Source organism: Phaeobacter sp. 11ANDIMAR09 (assembly GCF_001294455.1).
Taxonomy (GTDB): domain Bacteria; phylum Pseudomonadota; class Alphaproteobacteria; order Rhodobacterales; family Rhodobacteraceae; genus Pseudophaeobacter.
The window spans coordinates 146,775-163,837 of the sequence record NZ_LIKT01000002.1 but is presented as its reverse complement, the minus strand read 5'-3'; the positions used below and the strand labels follow the sequence as shown (position 1 = coordinate 163,837).

Annotated in this window: 16 protein-coding genes; 6 read left to right on the top strand and 10 right to left on the bottom strand. The window is 58.9% G+C overall.

Annotated elements, in window-relative coordinates; genetic code table 11:
- Window positions 1-26 precede the first annotated feature (26 nt).
- Entirely contained in the window at window positions 27-1,952 is a 1,926-nt protein-coding gene (locus AN476_RS02265) for a TonB-dependent receptor domain-containing protein (protein ID WP_253279818.1), read from the bottom strand.
- 327 nt (window positions 1,953-2,279) lie between these two features.
- Here AN476_RS02265 and AN476_RS02260 point away from each other — a divergent pair, with 327 nt between their 5' ends.
- The 4 genes from AN476_RS02260 to AN476_RS02245 are packed head-to-tail and all read left to right on the top strand — an operon-like array spanning window position 2,280 to window position 6,140.
- Window positions 2,280-3,368, top strand: a complete 1,089-nt coding sequence (locus AN476_RS02260; protein ID WP_054459172.1) for a hemin-degrading factor — start codon at window positions 2,280-2,282, stop codon at window positions 3,366-3,368.
- The gene (locus tag AN476_RS02255; RefSeq protein ID WP_054459170.1) at window positions 3,365-4,246 is read left to right on the top strand and encodes a hemin ABC transporter substrate-binding protein; all 882 of its coding nucleotides are present in this window, start codon (window positions 3,365-3,367) and stop codon (window positions 4,244-4,246) included. The genes AN476_RS02260 and AN476_RS02255 overlap by 4 nt, the downstream gene beginning before the upstream one ends.
- Window positions 4,243-5,337 carry an iron ABC transporter permease gene (locus tag AN476_RS02250; RefSeq protein WP_083464196.1) on the top strand — a complete coding sequence of 365 codons (1,095 nt, stop codon included), beginning with the start codon at window positions 4,243-4,245 and terminating at the stop codon, window positions 5,335-5,337. Before AN476_RS02255 ends, AN476_RS02250 begins: the two co-directional genes overlap by 4 nt.
- Before the next feature lie 2 nt (window positions 5,338-5,339).
- A complete protein-coding gene (locus tag AN476_RS02245) occupies window positions 5,340-6,140 on the top strand; it encodes a heme ABC transporter ATP-binding protein (RefSeq protein ID WP_054459445.1) in 801 nt (266 codons plus the stop codon).
- A 65-nt stretch (window positions 6,141-6,205) separates the two neighbouring features.
- On the opposite strand, the gene AN476_RS02240 is transcribed toward AN476_RS02245, so the two are convergent.
- Genes AN476_RS02240 through AN476_RS02220 form a run of 5 tightly spaced genes read right to left on the bottom strand, consistent with a single transcriptional unit; the run spans window position 6,206 to window position 10,120 of the window.
- On the bottom strand, window positions 6,206-7,795 hold the full coding sequence (locus AN476_RS02240) for a polyamine aminopropyltransferase (RefSeq protein ID WP_054459443.1): 1,590 nt from the start codon (window positions 7,793-7,795) through the stop codon (window positions 6,206-6,208).
- Between the two features lie 10 nt (window positions 7,796-7,805).
- Window positions 7,806-8,030, bottom strand: a complete 225-nt coding sequence (locus tag AN476_RS02235; protein WP_054459168.1) for a DUF350 domain-containing protein — start codon at window positions 8,028-8,030, stop codon at window positions 7,806-7,808.
- 11 nt (window positions 8,031-8,041) lie between these two features.
- On the bottom strand, window positions 8,042-8,200 hold the full coding sequence (locus AN476_RS23025) for a hypothetical protein (RefSeq protein WP_054459166.1): 159 nt from the start codon (window positions 8,198-8,200) through the stop codon (window positions 8,042-8,044).
- Window position 8,201: 1 nt separating this feature from the next.
- Window positions 8,202-9,512, bottom strand: coding sequence for a DUF4178 domain-containing protein (locus AN476_RS02225; RefSeq protein ID WP_054459165.1), 1,311 nt, complete (start codon window positions 9,510-9,512; stop codon window positions 8,202-8,204).
- On the bottom strand, window positions 9,509-10,120 hold the full coding sequence (locus AN476_RS02220) for a DUF4178 domain-containing protein (RefSeq protein WP_054459164.1): 612 nt from the start codon (window positions 10,118-10,120) through the stop codon (window positions 9,509-9,511). Before AN476_RS02220 ends, AN476_RS02225 begins: the two co-directional genes overlap by 4 nt.
- 274 nt (window positions 10,121-10,394) lie before the next feature.
- Here AN476_RS02220 and AN476_RS02215 point away from each other — a divergent pair, with 274 nt between their 5' ends.
- Together AN476_RS02215 and AN476_RS02210 are read left to right on the top strand one after the other, a co-directional pair.
- A complete protein-coding gene (locus tag AN476_RS02215; RefSeq protein WP_054459163.1) occupies window positions 10,395-10,796 on the top strand; it encodes a lysozyme inhibitor LprI family protein in 402 nt (133 codons plus the stop codon).
- A gap of 181 nt (window positions 10,797-10,977) precedes the next feature.
- The gene (locus AN476_RS02210) at window positions 10,978-11,205 is read left to right on the top strand and encodes a hypothetical protein (protein WP_054459159.1); all 228 of its coding nucleotides are present in this window, start codon (window positions 10,978-10,980) and stop codon (window positions 11,203-11,205) included.
- 167 nt (window positions 11,206-11,372) lie between these two features.
- Here the strand turns inward: AN476_RS02210 and AN476_RS02205 are convergent, their stop codons facing one another.
- The 4 genes from AN476_RS02205 to AN476_RS02190 all read right to left on the bottom strand — a co-directional run bounded on the left by AN476_RS02205 (window position 11,373) and on the right by AN476_RS02190 (window position 16,914).
- On the bottom strand, window positions 11,373-13,262 hold the full coding sequence (locus AN476_RS02205; RefSeq protein WP_253279817.1) for a methyl-accepting chemotaxis protein: 1,890 nt from the start codon (window positions 13,260-13,262) through the stop codon (window positions 11,373-11,375).
- A 292-nt stretch (window positions 13,263-13,554) separates the two neighbouring features.
- Entirely contained in the window at window positions 13,555-14,235 is a 681-nt protein-coding gene (locus tag AN476_RS02200) for a FadR/GntR family transcriptional regulator (RefSeq protein ID WP_054459158.1), read from the bottom strand.
- Between the two features lie 6 nt (window positions 14,236-14,241).
- Window positions 14,242-15,066 (bottom strand): sulfite exporter TauE/SafE family protein, encoded by an 825-nt coding sequence (locus AN476_RS02195; RefSeq protein ID WP_054459157.1) that lies wholly within the window; start codon window positions 15,064-15,066, stop codon window positions 14,242-14,244.
- 57 nt (window positions 15,067-15,123) lie between these two features.
- The gene (locus AN476_RS02190; protein WP_054459152.1) at window positions 15,124-16,914 is read right to left on the bottom strand and encodes a gamma-glutamyltransferase family protein; all 1,791 of its coding nucleotides are present in this window, start codon (window positions 16,912-16,914) and stop codon (window positions 15,124-15,126) included.
- Window positions 16,915-17,063: the final 149 nt, after the last annotated feature.

The following is a 17,063-nucleotide window of genomic DNA, read 5'->3' as shown; positions in this document are numbered from 1 at the left end:
GGTTTTCCTCTCGATTTGCGATTGGATCAGAAGGTTTTTGAAACGCTCAGCTTGATGTTGCGACCTGCGGCAAGCTGAGTTGCAAGGTTCGGCTGATAGGCGCGATCAAAGGCGTTTTCGATCCCGAGACGCAACTCAGCCCCAGCCAGCATGCCATTCTGCAGACGATAGGTGGCCCGCAGGTTGCTAATGCCATAGCCGCCATAGTTGTTGTTGCCGTTCTCGGCCACGACTTGTTCCCAGCTCAGATCCCAAGCCTCGTTGATCCGCTTACCGACGGTCAAACGTGCCGAATTTGCAGGCGCATTGCTCCAAGGGTTTGAGCCGTTGGCCTCATAGTCCCCATAGGCCGCGTTCAGATCGACATAGAGCCCATTGTCCATGGCATAGGTCAGCTCCAGCTCGGCACCTTGGCTATCAACCGTGTTGATGCCCGAGTAGGAAGTGATATCCCAAAGATCTGTTGCAAAGAGGTTGGCCTTGACCTGCAGGCTGTCGCCATCGGCAAAGACATCCCCCGCCACATAAGAGGCTCCCAGCTCAAAAGTCTGGGACTTCTCAGGCTGGGTCATACGGCTGGCGACGCTCAGGTCATCCAGAATTGGTAGGTTTTCAGTATAGGCGGCGCTGGCAAACAGAGCCAGACCGGAGTCGAACTCATAGCGTGCCGAGATGCCGCCCATCAGAGCCGAATTGTCGTAGCGATCCCCCGCATAGGTATCCGAGCCCGTGATCTTCTGATCTTCCCACCGCAGTGCTGGGGTGATCGTCCAATTGCTACCCAACCCGATTTCATCAATAAGGAACAAAGCGACCCGCTCATCCTTGCCGCCGGGGACGGACACGCTGCCAGAGGTTGGGCTGACCTGGCTTTCAAGCCGGTCCTTGCTGATCAATTCAACCCCAAAGCGCAGATCGTGCGAGACGGCCCCGGTCTGGAAGTACATGGCGTTTTTGACGGTCAGCTTGTCGATGGAATAATCGTGATCGCCATCCAGCAGGTAGTCAGCAAAACCACCGGGATTGGTCGGTTCACTTTCGATGTAGATATCCGAATAGGAATACTGGACGGTCAGGTCGACCAGGTCATTGCCAACTGGGTTATATTCATACTTCAGGGTCGCGACCTTGGACTCGGTACTGCGGTTCACATTGCCAAAGTTGACTTGGTTAAACTGGTCATAGGGCGAGTCGAATTCGTCCGAATAGGTTTTCTGATAGGCAAAGGTCAGGCCATGCTCGTTTGCATCCCCAAAGGTGTATCGGATCTTTGCCAGACCAGAATAGGGCTCAGTCGAGGTATTGCTGACCAGATTGCCATCGCCATCCTTGTAGGAATCGGTGTCGCGCTTGGTATAGTTCAGAAGAACCTCGAGGTTCTCCATCGGCTGCCAGGCAATGATGGAAGAGCTATGATAGCCCTCGCCATTGGACGTATAGCCAAGCAGCTGATGCAAGCGCAGACCAATTTCGCCGCCAGTGAAGTCAGAAGCATCCTTGGTATCCAGTTTCACAACTCCGCCGACGATACCAGACCCCCACTCATAACTGCCAACCGTGCCACGGATCACCGAAACGCTTTTGTACAGGGCTGGGTCAGTAAACAGCTGTGTGCCGATGCGATAGATCTCTTCTGATCCAGTGGTGGCGCCATCAATGACAATGGCAACCTTCTGGTCGGTCCCATAGGTGCCGTTGGCGCCAAAGCCCCGAATGTTAATCCCCGAGCCTTCAGGACGCGAACCATTCACCAGGGAAACACCCGGAACCGAATCGATCAGCTCGGCAATCGTGCCAGCCTGACGGTCATCGATTTCTTCCTGGTTGATCACCGTAATGGGAACCGCAGTGCCAACCTGCACTTCCCGCTTGCCCTGCGCCAGTTCCACCGTGCCCAGGAACTCTTCCCCCTGAACCTCCGGCGGCAGCTCCTCTAACAGATCCTGCGCCATAGCGCCCGATCCGAGCGTTAAGCCCAATACTGAAACGGTCCCCAGCAAATGCTGCGTCAGCCGAAATTTCCCCATCACATGTCCCTTTGCGTCTTGGTCTTTGAACCGAAGCTTGCAGTAGGGGCTGGCGCGGTAGTTTGTTGTGTTTCTTATGGAATCGTTGATTTCCACTTGAGGCTGATAGTAAAGCTGATAAAAACAGTCAACATAAATAAATGCCTGCCACTCGGCAACCGCCAGCCCCAAGGCTTGCCCCGTCACATCGGGGTCACAGCGCCGGAGCCAGCCCTTTCCCGCAAAAACTTGCTACTATGAAAGGGCCCAAACATGAGCCTTCCCCAGTCGCTGGACCCGCTGGCCATTCGCCAGTTGCGCCAAGAAAACCCTAAGATGCGCGATCGTGATTTCGCCGCGCAGCACAAGATCAGTGAAGCTCAGTTGGTGGCGGCCTATCAGGGCGAAGGCGTCACGCGGATCAGCGCCGAGATCGCAGAGGTCTTTCCCCGGCTTGCCGCTCTGGGAGAAGTCATGGCGCTGACCCGCAACGATTCTTGCGTGATTGAAAAGGTCGGCACCTACAGCGATTTCCGCCCTGGCAAACATGCCTCCATGGTGCTCACCGCCGAAATCGATCTGCGCCTGTTCCCGCGCCATTTTGCAATCGCCTTTGCGGTAGAGCGCAGTTCGGACACAGGCACCCGCCGCTCGCTTCAGTTCTTTGATTCCGCTGGCGACGCGGTGCACAAGGTTCACCTACGAGACGCCTCAAACCTTCAGGCTTGGGAAGACCTGGTGCGCGATCTGGACTTGCCGGATCAGGAGGCAGTCCTGGAAGTCAGCCCCCGACAAGCGCCAGAAGCCGCCAAATCCGCTCCTAGCAAGGTCGACGCTCTGCGCACGGAATGGGCCAAGATGACGGATACCCATCAGTTCCGGCAACTGACTTCGAAATTAAAAATGAACCGGCTGGGGGCCTATCGCATCGCGGGGGAGCCTCTGGCGCGTGAGCTTGACCCGGGGGCTGTAGACACCATGCTGCACGCGGTCCGCGATGCGGGCATCGAGGTGATGATTTTTGTCGGCAACCCCGGCTGCATTCAGATCCATTCCGGCCCAGTGAAGACCCTGCGCAGCATGGGGCCCTGGCAAAACATTCTGGACCCTGGCTTTGACCTGCACCTGCGTTTGGATCACCTGACCGAAGTCTGGGCAGTGAACAAACCCACCCAACGTGGCCCAGCCATTTCGGTCGAAGCCTTTGATTCCGAAGGTCAGATCATCCTTCAAGTCTTTGGCCGCCGGGACGGCGATCTGGATCACAGGCCAGAATGGGGCAAGATCGTTGCCGCCCTGCCCACGCGGTCAGCTGCCGCGATCCCCCAACACGCCAACCAGACAATCGAGGCCGCAGAATGACCCTGTTTTCCACTTTGATCTCGCCCCTCAGAACCGGGCTGCACCTGGGGCTTCTTGCCCTCCTTCCAGCACATGCCGTCCAGGCAGCCCCCCCCGAGCGCATTGTGTCAATCGGCGGGGCGGTGACTGAAATCGTCTATGCGCTGGAGCAGGAAAGCCGCCTAGTGGCGCGCGATACCACCTCAAGTTTCCCCATCACTGCCGCGGACCTGCCCAATGTGGGCTATGCACGGGCCCTGTCGCCCGAAGGCGTATTATCCGTGGACCCCGATCTGATCCTTGCCATCGAAGGCGCAGGCCCGCCCGAGACACTGGAGGTCTTGAAACAGGCCAATGTTGGCTATGTCGAAGTGCCGGAAGTGTTTTCGGCTGACGGGGTGATCAGCAAGATCAAAATCGTCGGCGAAACCCTGGGGCAGGAAGAGGCCGCAGCCAGATTGATCGAATCGGTCAGCGCCGATCTGGAAGAGGCCCAAAGGTTGGCCAGCGAGAGTGCAGGAGATAGCCCAAAACGCGTCCTGTTTGTCCTGTCAACAGCCGGAGGGCGCATCACAGCTGCGGGTCAGAACACCGGCGCGGATGGCATCATCACCATGGCAGGTGCGGTAAATGCCATTACCGAGTTTTCCGGCTACAAACAATTGAGTGACGAAGCCATCGCAGCTGCTGCCCCCGACGTGATTCTGGCCATGGACCGTGGCGACGATCATGGGCTGACCACGGAAACCTTGCAAATCCTCCCGGCCTTGAAACTGACCCCGGCCGCGCAGGATGGCGCATTGATCCGCATGGATGGCGCCCTGTTGTTGCAGTTTGGCCCCCGTGCAGCCAGCGCTGTAAAAGACCTGTCTCTGGCCCTCTATGGAGCCGCCAAGTGAGCGCCCTGTCGACAAATATCGCTGATGTGGACCCCGCATCAGCAGCCGCCCCGGTGATAGACCGTAGACTTCGCGCGCGGCGGCTCACTCTTGTGCTATTTGCCCTGCTGCTGATTGTTTCGGTCCTATCGCTGACCACTGGGGCCTCTGGGGCATCGCTCTGGAATGCCCTATCGGATCTGACTGCGGGGCGCACGCTCTCCACCATGGATCGTGTGGTGCTTTTGGACATCCGCCTGCCGCGTCTTTGCATGGGTGTTCTCGTTGGCGCCTCGCTTGCCGTGTCCGGCGCTGTGATGCAGGGGTTGTTCCGCAACCCGCTGGCGGACCCCGGTATCGTCGGCGTCAGCGCCGGGGCCGGGCTGGCCGCCATCACCGCCATTGTTCTGGGCGGCCTGTTGCCTCTTGCGATACAGCAATTCCTGGGTTCCTGGATCGTACCGGTTGCCGCATTCTTTGGCGGCTGGGGCTCGACCCTGCTGCTCTACCGTGTTTCGACACATGGCGGTCACACCTCGGTTGCCACCATGCTCCTGGCCGGTATTGCCCTGGGCGCACTGGCCGGAGCAGCCTCGGGGGTGCTGGTCTATTACAGCGATGACAACCAGCTGCGTGCCCTCACCTTCTGGGGCATGGGTTCGCTGGCCGGAGCCACCTGGACCAAGGTTCTGGCCGCCCTGCCTATCATCGGGCTCGCCCTGGCCGCTGCGCCCTTTCTGGCGCGAGGTCTCAACGGCATGGCGCTGGGAGAGGCCGCAGCGGGGCATATTGGCATCGCCGTTCAGCGAGTAAAAAACATCGCTATCCTATCGGTTGCTGGTGCCACAGGCGCTGCGGTCGCGGTCTCGGGTGGCATCGGCTTCATTGGCATTGTCGTGCCACATCTGTTGCGGCTTGCGACCGGACCAGATCACCACAGCCTGCTGCCCAATGCCGCGTTGCTGGGCGCCGCGCTCTTGCTGGCGGCTGACATGATCGCACGGGTGGTCGTGGCGCCGGCGGAACTGCCAATCGGCATCATCACTGCCATCCTGGGCGCGCCGGTTTTCCTGTGGATTCTGTTGAAACGACGCGGAGATTTGGGAATATGACCATGACCCTGGAAGCCCGCAACATTGGCGTCAAACTCGGGTCCAACGAGGTGCTGCACGGGGTTGATTTCACCGCTCGCTCGGGCAGGGTCACAGCAATTGTTGGCCCAAATGGATCGGGTAAAACAACCCTGCTGCGTGCCATGACCGGAGAGGTAGCCCATGACGGACAGGTGCGCATCAACGGTGCGGACGTGGCCAGCCTGCATCCCTGGCAGCTGGCGGCAATTCGGGCCGTTCAGCCGCAAAGCAGCTCCATCGCCTTTCCTTTTACGGTCCTGGAAATCGTCCGGCTTGGCCTGAGCGCAGGTCTGTCGGCCGCCGAGAGTTCCGTGCCACTCAAGGCGTTGGCCTCCGTGGGGCTGGCGGGCTTTGCCGGACGTATGTATCAGGATCTGTCCGGTGGCGAGCAGCAGCGTGTGCAGCTGGCGCGGGTGATTACTCAGGTCTGGGAGCCCCTTGTGGACGGCACACCGCGCTGGCTGATCCTGGATGAACCCGTTGCCAGTCTCGACATCGGGCACCAGTTCACCGTGATGGATCTGGCCCGGGACTATGCCGCGCGCGGCGGCGGTGTTGTTGCTGTGATGCATGATCTGAACCTGACCGCCATGTTTGCCGATCAGGTGATTCTGATGGAAGGCGGACAGGTGGCCGCAACCGGATCACCGGCCGAGGTTCTGACAGACGAGACCCTGGCACGCACCTATGGTTGCCCAATTCCGGTCAACACCACGCCGCCTGCCGAGGTCCCCTTCTTGCTGCCACAGGCCCGCGTGACCCTGTCGGTTCAGGCCGGGTAGCACCAGCCCCCCTCTCGAGCCCGCCGCCACAGGCGGGCTCGCATGACCTGGGAGCCCCCAGAAGACTATTCGAACCAGCGCGCCCAACCGTCCAGATAGTATCCCACCAGAACATGAGATTGCAGCCGATTGACCTCGACGGGTAACGGGCCGTTTTGGGGATCAAACACCTGTGCCGCCTGCCAGACCTCGGGTGTCAGGAACTTTAGCTCAGCGGCCAGATCCTGCGGCAGATCAAACCGCGTTTCTGCAGGCCGACGCAGGCTGGCCAGCACGAACCCCCAATCGCCAAAGCTGGGCAGATAGGCGTGATAGGGCTGCGTCGCCAGCCCCGCGCCCGGTCGCTGCGGGTTACGGCTGGACTGCAGGGTGGCATTGATTGACCAGAAGGCCTCGCGGGCAAAGAGCGGCGACCCCGCCTGGGTCACTATCAGCCCTTGCGCATTCAGCCGCTCAACCAAAGCGCCGTAGAACTGACGGCTGTACAGCTTGGACAGGGCCAGGTTCTTGGGATCTGGAAGGTCGATGATAATCACGTCATAGCGGGCACTGGTCTCTTCGACAAAGCGCCAAGCATCCTCATTCCTGATCTCCACACGCGCGTCCGACAAAGCACCATCATTGAGCACTGACAGATCCGGATGATCACGAAACAGCTCGGTGACCCGCGGGTCCAGATCGACCAGAGTGACCCCTTCGACCTCTGGCCAGCGCAGCACTTCACGCACCGCCATGCCATCGCCGCCGCCTAGGATCAGCACAGTGTTGCGCCTCGGAGCCTGGGCCATGGCTGGATGCACCAGACTTTCATGATAGCGGTGCTCATCCAGACTGTCGAACTGGATGGAGTAGTCCAGAAACAGCCGGGTACGCTCGCGGTAGCGGGTCACGGTGATCTGCTGGTAGGGCGTGGCTTCGCTGAGGATGATATCATCCTCGAACAGGCTGGTTTCGGTGACCGAGACAAGCCGCTCTGCCTGCCAGAGTCCAACCAGCGTCAGGGTCAGCGCAATGGCCCAAACCCCTCCCTGCACTCGGCTGCTGTCACGGCGAAAAATCCACAATGACAGCCCGGCCACGCCCAGGTTCAGCGCCCCAAAAGCCAGGCTCGCCGCCATCAGCCCCAGATGAGGGATAATCAGCAAGGGAAAGGCCAATGAGGCCACAAGCGCGCCGATGTAATCGACGCTCAAAACATTTTCAAAGCGAAACTCCGGCGCGCCGATCTCCTTGAGCACCCGGGCGATCAGCGGGATTTCCATCCCCGACAGGACACCGACGGTGATCAGCAGCCCAAACAGCGGCAGGGTGACGCTCTCCATCCAGGCAAAGGCAAAAAACACCGCAGGCGCCATAAAGCCGCCGGCGATGCCCAGCAGGATCTGCACCCAGACAAAGCCAGACATGGCGCGCGCAACATAGCGCGACAGCCAGGCCCCCAGCCCCATGGAGGACAGGAACACCCCGATAACATAGGAAAACTGGCGTACGGAATCGCCCAGCAGATAGCTCGACAAAGTGGCGGCTATGAGCTCGTAGATGAGCCCCGCCACAGCCACCAGCAAGGTTGCCACCAAGAGCCAGATCTCGCGCAGGCGCAGCGCAAGCTCCGCCGCAGCCGGATCAGCTGATGCGCCTGCCTGCTTTGCCTGCATCAGGTCGGGATCAGGAGACAATGACAGCGGCAATGATGATCGAAATCGACACAAACAACATGCCAATCAGAACCGCCAGGGCCATGTTCTGGTCCTGCTCAATCTCTTTTAGGATCGGAAAAGGCGTCAGCCAGTCAATCACTTTCCAGACCGCCCCCATGAGTGCAACCCCCAAGAAGGTATAGACAATGGTGCTGATCATTTCAGCCAGCTGAACTGCGGCAAAATACTCCATGAGAGTCCTCTCTATTTAATACTTCCATTCAATCCCCGCCCAGCGCTGACGGCGCGGATAGAGCGATCCAAATCCCGGCTTTCGCCGCCATGGCCCAGATAGGCGACATAGGTGGTTCCGGCAATTGCCGCAGCCGAGAGGAGGACAAAGATCAGGCGAAACAAAATCATCTTAGTCGTCGTCCTCATCAACCCAGTCGCTGTCGCGCCACCGGGCCTTGTTGTGCAGATAGCGGCGCAGCAAGGGGAGCCCCCCGATGCAGCCAAACCCAAGTCCCAGCAGAACCAGCCAGAAGCCGCTGGAAACGCCATTGCGAATTTGCAGCCCCACCTGCGTCATCTGACGTTGCTGCGAGGCGCTGCGATTCACATTTGGCGCCCAAAACCCGCTCTCTTCCAGATCCAGCGTTACCGAATAGCGGCCTGCTATGGGTGGGAAAAAGGCCAGGCTGGCGCTGTTACTGCCCTCGCTCCAAGTGCCATCCTTGTCACGTCCGCTGTAGTATTCCACCGTGCGGCCAGATTCAAACAACACCTCCCCTTCCGGGTCTTCCAGCTCTACCGCCAGATAGTTCCAGCTGTTGCGACCATTGCCTTGCAGGTCTATGCGCGTCAAACGCCCCGGATCGGTCACCTCAAAGGCAATGTTCACCGGCAATTCCGCCACAGAAAACTGCAGCCGCGTCTCCGCCAGCTTGCCGTTTTGCAAGCCCATTGCCATCCCCAGAAACAGGCAAAGCACCATGCTCGCCAGCCCTGTCTTCATCACGAAACCCGCGTTGGCACCCGTCTTCATCCTCTTGAGCGCATGCACGCCGCCTGGCCTGCGTCCAGCGGGCAAGCCAAAACCGGTGATCTGCCCGGGCTCCAGATAGACCGTATGATAGATCTCGCGTTCGCGGTTGGTGGTGGAAAAGCTCAACATCGCCGTGTCGGACATCGCCGTGACCGTGGTTGTCTTGGCCCCCTTGCGCGGTGCCCAGGTGAATTCACCCTCGGCATAGATCACCGAGCTGGTCGTTGTATCGTAATACTTGAACCACTCAGAGCCAGCCCGCACCCTGGGGCGGCTCTCGGCCTTGTTGACCATAGCCTCCGACAGCCAGCCTACCGGCTTGCGGTAGCGGCGCGAAAAGGTCAGATGCCCGTCCTCAAACGTCACCCAGGTATAGCCATGGGTCGGTGAAAAAACCTGGTGATCCACCCATTTCCAACTGCGTCCGCGCCAGACCTCTTCGTGCTCCAAAAGGCCAATAACAGTGAAATCAATCCCAAAGATCTGCCCAGCCGCACCGATCCTGAGCGGTGTCTCAGGGCGGTCCAACAGATTGAACTTCACCAGAACCTTATAGCTGTCCAAAGCATCCAGCGCGGTGCCGCAGTAGCTACAGATATGGGTGGTCACCCGGCCACCGCCCAGGATGTCCAGCCCAGCCCCACAGGCGGTGCAATTGATCGACTTCAGCTCGGGATTAAGGCTCATGTGGGTTTCACCTCGACCTCAAAAGGATCAACCCAGCTGCCAATGAACCATTCATGATCTGTTCCGACGATCTCAGCCGAAAGCACCGTGCCATTCTCGCCCTGCAGATTGAGAAAACGATAGGTTTCTCCCACAGTCAGCGGATGACCAAAGCTGCCTTTCAGCCCGACGCAGGTTCCGGTGCCATCCTCATCCACCCGAAAGCCCTCGGCCTGGTAACGCAGAGTGCGGCCCAGGCGCAGCGCACCGCGATATTGGGGCCAGGCGGCCTGCGGCACCTCCCGTTGCAGGATCAGATCGCCCTCATCAACTGAGATCCAGACCGGATCTCCGGATTCATCGACCGCCCAGAATTCATCCCAGGTGCCGCGCCCATAGGAAAAGCGGGCATGACCAAGTATGTGATACCGCCCCGCGCCGATCCTCAGCTCATCGCCCAGTTTGCAGATCAGAGGTACATCATGCAGCACCCCTTGTTCGCCTGCCAGACGTAGCCCCGCATCATCAAGCAACAGGGTCGTCGTACAGGCATCACAGGTCACCATCTTGGCACTCTTGATCGCCGGGGCAACCAGATTGCCACAATTGGGACAGTTCAAATCACTCATGTCAAATCACTCATGGGCCAAGTGTTACCAGCGTTGCAAGCTGCGAAAACGGGAAAAACAGCCAAAATCCGTCATGCTTGTGATTACAGCAGACTACCGCTCCTTGCGAAACCCCAGAAGAGGGTCCAGGCCTGCCAGATCTCACCACAGCGCGGCCCCGCGCCTGACGGCCTGCTCCTGCTGGCTTGACCCGTTTCGGGCCACATGCCCTATTGTTTCAGAGGGTTTCTACCCCGCAAGGTTTTGCGCGAGTCAGTATTGAAGGGACATTTCCATGCCTGGGTTTTCTTTGCGGGTTATCGCTGTTTTGCCAGCTCTGTATTTGCTGCCCCAAACTGCTCTGGCCGCCTGCAGCGATCCGCAGACCACACATGAAATGCGCCACTGTGCGGCGCAGGAATATGACCAAGCGGATGCAGATCTCAATGCTGCCTATAAGGCTGCACAGCGCAGCATGCGCGCCTTGGATCAGCACCTGCCTGAAGATCTAAAGGGGGCCAGCGCCGCCCTGGTGCAGGCGCAACGGGCCTGGATCCCCTTTCGCGATGCGGCTTGTAGGGCTGAGGGGTTTCAATTTCGCGGTGGCACCCTTGAACCACTGATGGTTTTAACCTGTAAGACGCATCTGACACGGCAACGCAGCGATCAATTGTTGCAACTTGTTGAGCCCAACTAACCGGGCTTCCCTACAGACAGCGCAAAAAACACTCAAAACCAGGCCGCTCGCCTGATGTTTAAGCGCTTTCCCTTCCCGATACCAAACGCATAGCGGCTATGATGTCTCCAGAGCTAGCGGCACCTCCCTGCGCGGCCTATGTAACTGCCATGGGAGATGTTTTTAATAGGAGTGACCTGAAATGGCACATACCGCACTCAACACTGTCCCAACCGTCTTTGGGGTCCTAAATCTCTTGGCAAAACCCTTCAGCGCTCTGGGCAAAGGCCTGGTCGCACTCGCTGAGGCCGACACCCGCTACAAGAAGCTAAATAGCCTGATGGCAATGAGCGATGCAGAACTGGCCGAACGTGGATTGAAACGTGACGAACTGGTGCATCACACCTTTTCTGACAGTTACTACATCTAGTTCGACGAAACAGGCGGCCCGCAGATGCGGTCGGTTTGATCCTGCCTTTGCCGTCTCCGGAAAACCGGATTGGCTCCTGACAGGTCAATCACCGGAGGCTTTTGAGGTCTGCGCGCCGCCTATTTTCTTTGCCCGATGCAATCTGCCGAGCAGCGGTTTCCGGGCGCTCAGGCCGAGCGAGACAGAGGCTCCTCGTCAAAGCTGAAGTCTTCGGCAGCGGGCTCTTCTTCAAAGTCGACCTTTGCGTCTTCACGAACCTCTTCGGGGGCAAACGCTGCATCAGCCACATCGTCCGACCACAGGGGGTCTTCTGCCACTAGGGATGTCCCTGCTGAAAGTGGCGCGCTCTGATCAGTTGCGTCTCGCAAGACAAATTGACCAACAAGCTGGTTGAGCCCCAGCATTTCGCTGTTCAAGGACTGGATGGCAGAATTCGATTCATCCACCATAGAGGCGTTCTTCTGGGTCACCTCGTCCAACTGCGCCATGCCGATATTGACCTCATTAATGCCGGTTGCCTGATTGCTGGACACTGCCGAGATACCGGTCACCAGCTCGGATATCTGCGCCACTTGCTGAACCACAGATTCCAGCGCTTTGCCGGCCCCATCAACCTGCTGCACCCCATCCTGCACATGCGCAGTGCTGGTGCCGATCAGGATCTTGATTTCCTTGGCCGCTTCAGAAGAGCGCTGCGCCAATCCGCGGACCTCGGAGGCAACAACCGCAAAACCACGTCCCACTTCACCCGCACGTGCGGCCTCGACACCGGCATTCAGTGCCAACAAATTGGTCTGAAAGGCGATGTCATCAATAACGCCGATGATCTGCGAAATCCGGCTGGAAGAGCTTTCGATTTCTGTCATTGCCGCAATAGCCCCCTCTACAACGCGTCCACTGTGTTCAACATCGGCACGGGCTGTCACCACGGCCTGCTCAACCTCATGAGTATTCTTGGCAGCGGTATTGACGCTCATCGCCATCTGCTCCAGCGCAGCGGCTGTTTCCTCCAGCGTGGCGGCCTGGCTGGCGGTACGCGTCGACAGCTCCTCTGAGGCGTCCTGAATTTCGCCGGAGCGCCCCTGAATGCCCTTGCTGGCCAAAACCACCTTGGAAATCAAGTCATTGAGGTTATCAACCGTCTCATTGTAATCGACCCGCAGGGGTTCGTATTCTTCATCAAAGGTTTCCGAAATACGGCTACTGAAGTTCCCTGTGGACAGCGCCCGCAGACCATTCCCAAGCCGCGAAATTACCCGCTCACCTTCGGTGCGTCTCGCCTCCTGCTCGGCCAGGGTTTTTACAACGCGTTCAGAAATCATATCAATGTCCTGGGCGATTTCACCAAAATCATCCGCGCGCATGCGAGTCGAAATTCTGAGCTCAAAATCCCCCTTGGCGACATCTTTGAGCGCAAGGCGCAGGCGTTCAATTGGTCGGGTAATCGTCAATGTAGTTTTGCGGGCATTGTAGAGCACCACCAGAATGGTCAGTCCAGAAATGGCCAGCAACCAATAGAGCATATTCATATCATGGGCGCGCGCCGCCACCGCCGTTTCCCGGGCCAGCTTCTCGATACCCCGTCCTAGGGGATAAAGCGCCTGTTCTAGAGGTGTGAATTCTTTCAGGAAAGACGGCAACTGTGCAATGGCGTTGGCATTATCGCTGAACCCCTGCGCCTGCAGCGCCTGGCTGGAATCCACAAAGGCCTGTGCCAGAGGCAAGGCGGTTTGAATGAGAGCGGAAATTTCGGGATCAGTTTGAGTTTTTTCCAGCTCTTTCAGAGAATTAAGGAAAATCCCGGCCTGCTCTTTCAGGCGTGACTTTGCCTCTGTCTGTTCTGATTGGGAAAGCGCAGTGCCCTGAAGCAGGCTATAAATGACAAGCCCTTCTACGGCTTCATGCTTCAAATCCGCAGTCAACTCCTGACGCACGGCCTCTGTTGCTGCGATTTGCCGCTCCAGTTCCAGTTCACTTTGCCATAGGCTGTAAACGGCAGAAACCGCCAAAACCAATATGGAGGCCACCGCCGTAATGCCGGAAATGAGCAATCTCAAGTTAATTGAAATACTTCTAAACACCACTTTACTCCATACAGCTGAATCCTCAAACAACTCTCACGAAAAACATTTAAAAAATCATATCTCAATCGAAAAACTACAGTAAAATCTAGAAATGAACTTGAATTGAAAGTATATATGCCCAAGGTTGTTTAAGGGTAATGACTCCAAGGTTGAAAAAGAAGGTTTCCAGTTCCTTTGTGATGCAAGCCGAAAACCTCTGAACTCAGGTGACGAAGCGAATTGCCGCCCCTGCAAATCTCGTCACTTTGGCCCGCCGACCTGGCGGCTAGGGGAGCCCGCCCTGTGAAAGCGTTTCTGCCACGCAGCGCAAATGCGCCTGCATGGCCTGCGTGGCCGCAGCACTGTCGCGCCTGAGGATGGCCGCCGCCAGGATTTGATGCTGCTGCCCCAAAACCTCTGTTACCTCGGGAGAATAGGTTTCAGCCCGCCGGTTGGCCCAACCAGCCTGAGCCCGCACCGATCTGATCGATTCATAGACGGTTAGAAACAGCGGGTTTTGCGCCATCTGCGCGATCTTATAGTGAAAGACATCATCCGCAGCATCATAGCTCTGCTGATCCCTCGCCTCCAGCGTCGCCTGTGTCGCCTGGGCAAAGAGCTCGCGCATTGCTGCGTCAGCGTTTTGCGCGGCCAATCCAGCCAGGGCGGGCTCCACCACCAGACGGACCTCCATCACCTCCTGCGGGCTGACCCGCTGTGCCAGGCTTTTGAACCGGGCCGCATCCCGCGCCGGCGGGGGCTGTACAAAGGTGCCCTGGCCACGACGCCGAAACAGCGCCCCTTCGGTCTCGAGCTGATCCAGGGCCTGGCGCAGCCTGCCTCGGCTCACCCCCAATCGCTGCGCCATCTCACGCTCAGGCAGCAGGCGGTCGCCGCGCAGGACCTCTCCTGTTGCAACCCGGTTTCGCAACTCAGCCACAAGCGCATCCTGCGGATGATCCGTCATCTGCGGCTACAGTCCTGCAAGATCGCTAAACATGCGGAGCGAGGTCAGCATGAGAAACAGGCCAAAGGCCAGGCGTAGGGCTCGGCGCGGGATGCTATGGGCCAGCTTCACCCCAACCCGCGCAAAACTGGTGCTCAACGGAATGATCACCGCCGCCAGGAACAGGTTCACATAGCCAAAGGAAAACGGCGGCAGCCCCTCGGCTCCAAAACCGGTTGCCATATAGACCAGCGCTCCGGGCACGCCGATAACAAACCCGATGGCCGCCGAAGTGCCAACGGCCTTTCGAATGTCATAGCCAAGGAAATTCAAGAGCGGCACACAGACGGTTCCACCACCGATCCCCATCATCGCTGAAATCGCTCCGGCCACCACGCCCAGTGCGGCCCAGACGGGCTTGGCAAAGCTGCGCGGCTCGGATCCGGTGCCGCCATCGCGCAACACCATATCCAGGGCGACCAGGGCCGCGACGGTGGCAAAGACTGCTATCAATACCTTGCCGGACACCAGCCCACCCAGGATACCACCGATAACCACTCCCACCAGGATCGAAGGCGCCCAGAGCCGGAGCAACCCCATGTCGATGGCGCCTTTGCGATAGTGGCCATAGCCCGACGACAAAGAGGTGAACACGATTGTCGCCAGGGATGTGCCAACAGCCACCTGCATGGTCAGGGCGCTGTCCATCCCCGTAAGCGAAAGCGCCAGGTAAAGCGCGGGGACAATAACAATGCCACCACCAACCCCCAAAAGGCCGGCCAGCACACCGCCGACAACGCCGGCTCCGGCGGCCACAGCGGCCAAGGTCAAAAGGGTTTCGAATTCAAACATGGTCTTGTGTCCTGTTCCTGCCTAAGTCCTGCACTGATAGGGGCTGTCGCTGGCCCATCAGCGGCCCACCGCATAGGCCTGCATCAATCGGGGCGTGGCTGCCGCCTGCAGGCTGCCATCTTCATGGCGCAGGGCTGCGGTCAAACGACCCACAGTCCATTCCTCGGCCACTGTCACGATATGGCCGCGGTGGCGCAGATCCGCGATCACCGCCGCGCCGACACTGGCCTCGATCATCATTTCCCCGGGCAGCGCCTGGCGCGGGTAAAAGCTGCCCTGAAAATGCAGCGAATGAAACAGCGGCGCATCCATGCCCGCTTGTAGATCCAGCCCGTGATGCACAAAACGCAGGAACCAGATCAATTGCCACTGATCCTGTTGATCCCCTCCGGGTGTGCCAAAGACCAATCGCGTGCCGTCTTTTTCCGCCAGGCTGGGCGTCAGAGTGGTGCGGGGCCGCCGTCCTGGTGCGAGGGAGGTCGGCAGCCCCTCCTCGAGCCAAAACATCTGAGCGCGGCTGTTCAGCGGGAACCCCAGCCCTGGGATCACCGGGCTCGACTGCAGCCACCCACCCGAGGGCGTTGCAGAGACCATATTGCCCCAGCGATCAATCACGTCCAGATGTACGGTATCGCCGCGCTTTTCCGTCAGATGCGCCATGGTTGGTTCCTGCGGCGCGGCCTCCGCAACGCCAAAATCCTGCGCAGCTCGGGCAATATAGGAATCGGCCTGATGTTCAAACCCCGGCACCCTCCCGGGGCGCTGCTGCAGAGAGGCCTGATCACTGATCAGCGCGGCACGCGCCGCATTGTAGTCCTCCGATAACAGCACCTCCATCGGCACAGCGCTGTGATCCGGATCGCCATAGTAAGCCTCCCGGTCGGCATAGGCGAGTTTCATCGCCTCGATCACCACATGGGTAAACTCCGCACCCAAAGGATCCATGGAAGCAAGGTCAACGTGTTTGAGGATCGCCAGGCTTTGCAGCAGCACAGGGCCCTGCGACCAGGCCTGGGTCTTGTGCACCGTCCAGCCATGGTAATCATAGCTCAGCGTCTCTTCATAGCCCGCCCGCCAGTCAGCCAGATCCGCAGCGCTCAGCACGGCGCTGTTCTTTTGTTCGGAAACGTCATGCACCTTTGCAGTTTTTAGATAGTCGGTGATCGCCTCCGCCACAAAGCCTTCAGCCCAGGCATTGCGCGCCGTGTCGATCTGCTGCGCGCGATCTCCTCCATTGACCTCGGCCAGGTCCACCAGGCGCTGGTAGGTCCGGGCAAGGTCTGGATTCTTGAAATTGCTATTGGGCGCGGGAGCCGCGCCTTTGGGGCACCAAACCGCATAGGACGAGGGCCATTCACTGGCAAAATACTCGGCCAAACCTGCAATAGTATGGGCGACCCTTGGCAAGACCGGATGGCCGTCGCGCGCATAGGAAATGGCCGGTTCCATCACTTGCGCCAGAGACAGGCTCCCATGATCGCGCAGCATCAGCATCCAGCCGTCAAAGGCCCCGGGAACAACCGTCGCCAGCAACCCCGAGCCAGGGATGAGTTCCAGCCCCTGCGCGCGGTAGTGCGCGATGGTCGCCGCCGCCGGGGCTGATCCCTGAGCCGCCAGGACTTCCGTTTTGCCGCTTATCGCCGAATGAAAAATGGCCGGCAGGTCACCGGCCGGGCCGTTCAGATGAGGCTCGACCACCTGCAAAACCAACCCCGACGCAACCGCCGCATCAAAGGCATTGCCGCCGCGCTCCAAAATTCCAAAGCCCACCGCCGAGGCAATCCAATGGGTTGAGGTTGCTACGCCAAAGGTGCCGCGAATTTCCGGCCTGGTGGTGAATCCCTGCATCTGTCCTGCGCCCCTGTTTCCCGGCCCTGTTTTGCCATGCTGCTCGATCAATCGAACCAATTCCGCATTGGTTCAACACCAAGCCCCAAGGGCCACAGAGTGTCAACCCTACCCACAGGGCAAATCCCACAGGCCGCAAGAGACCGAAC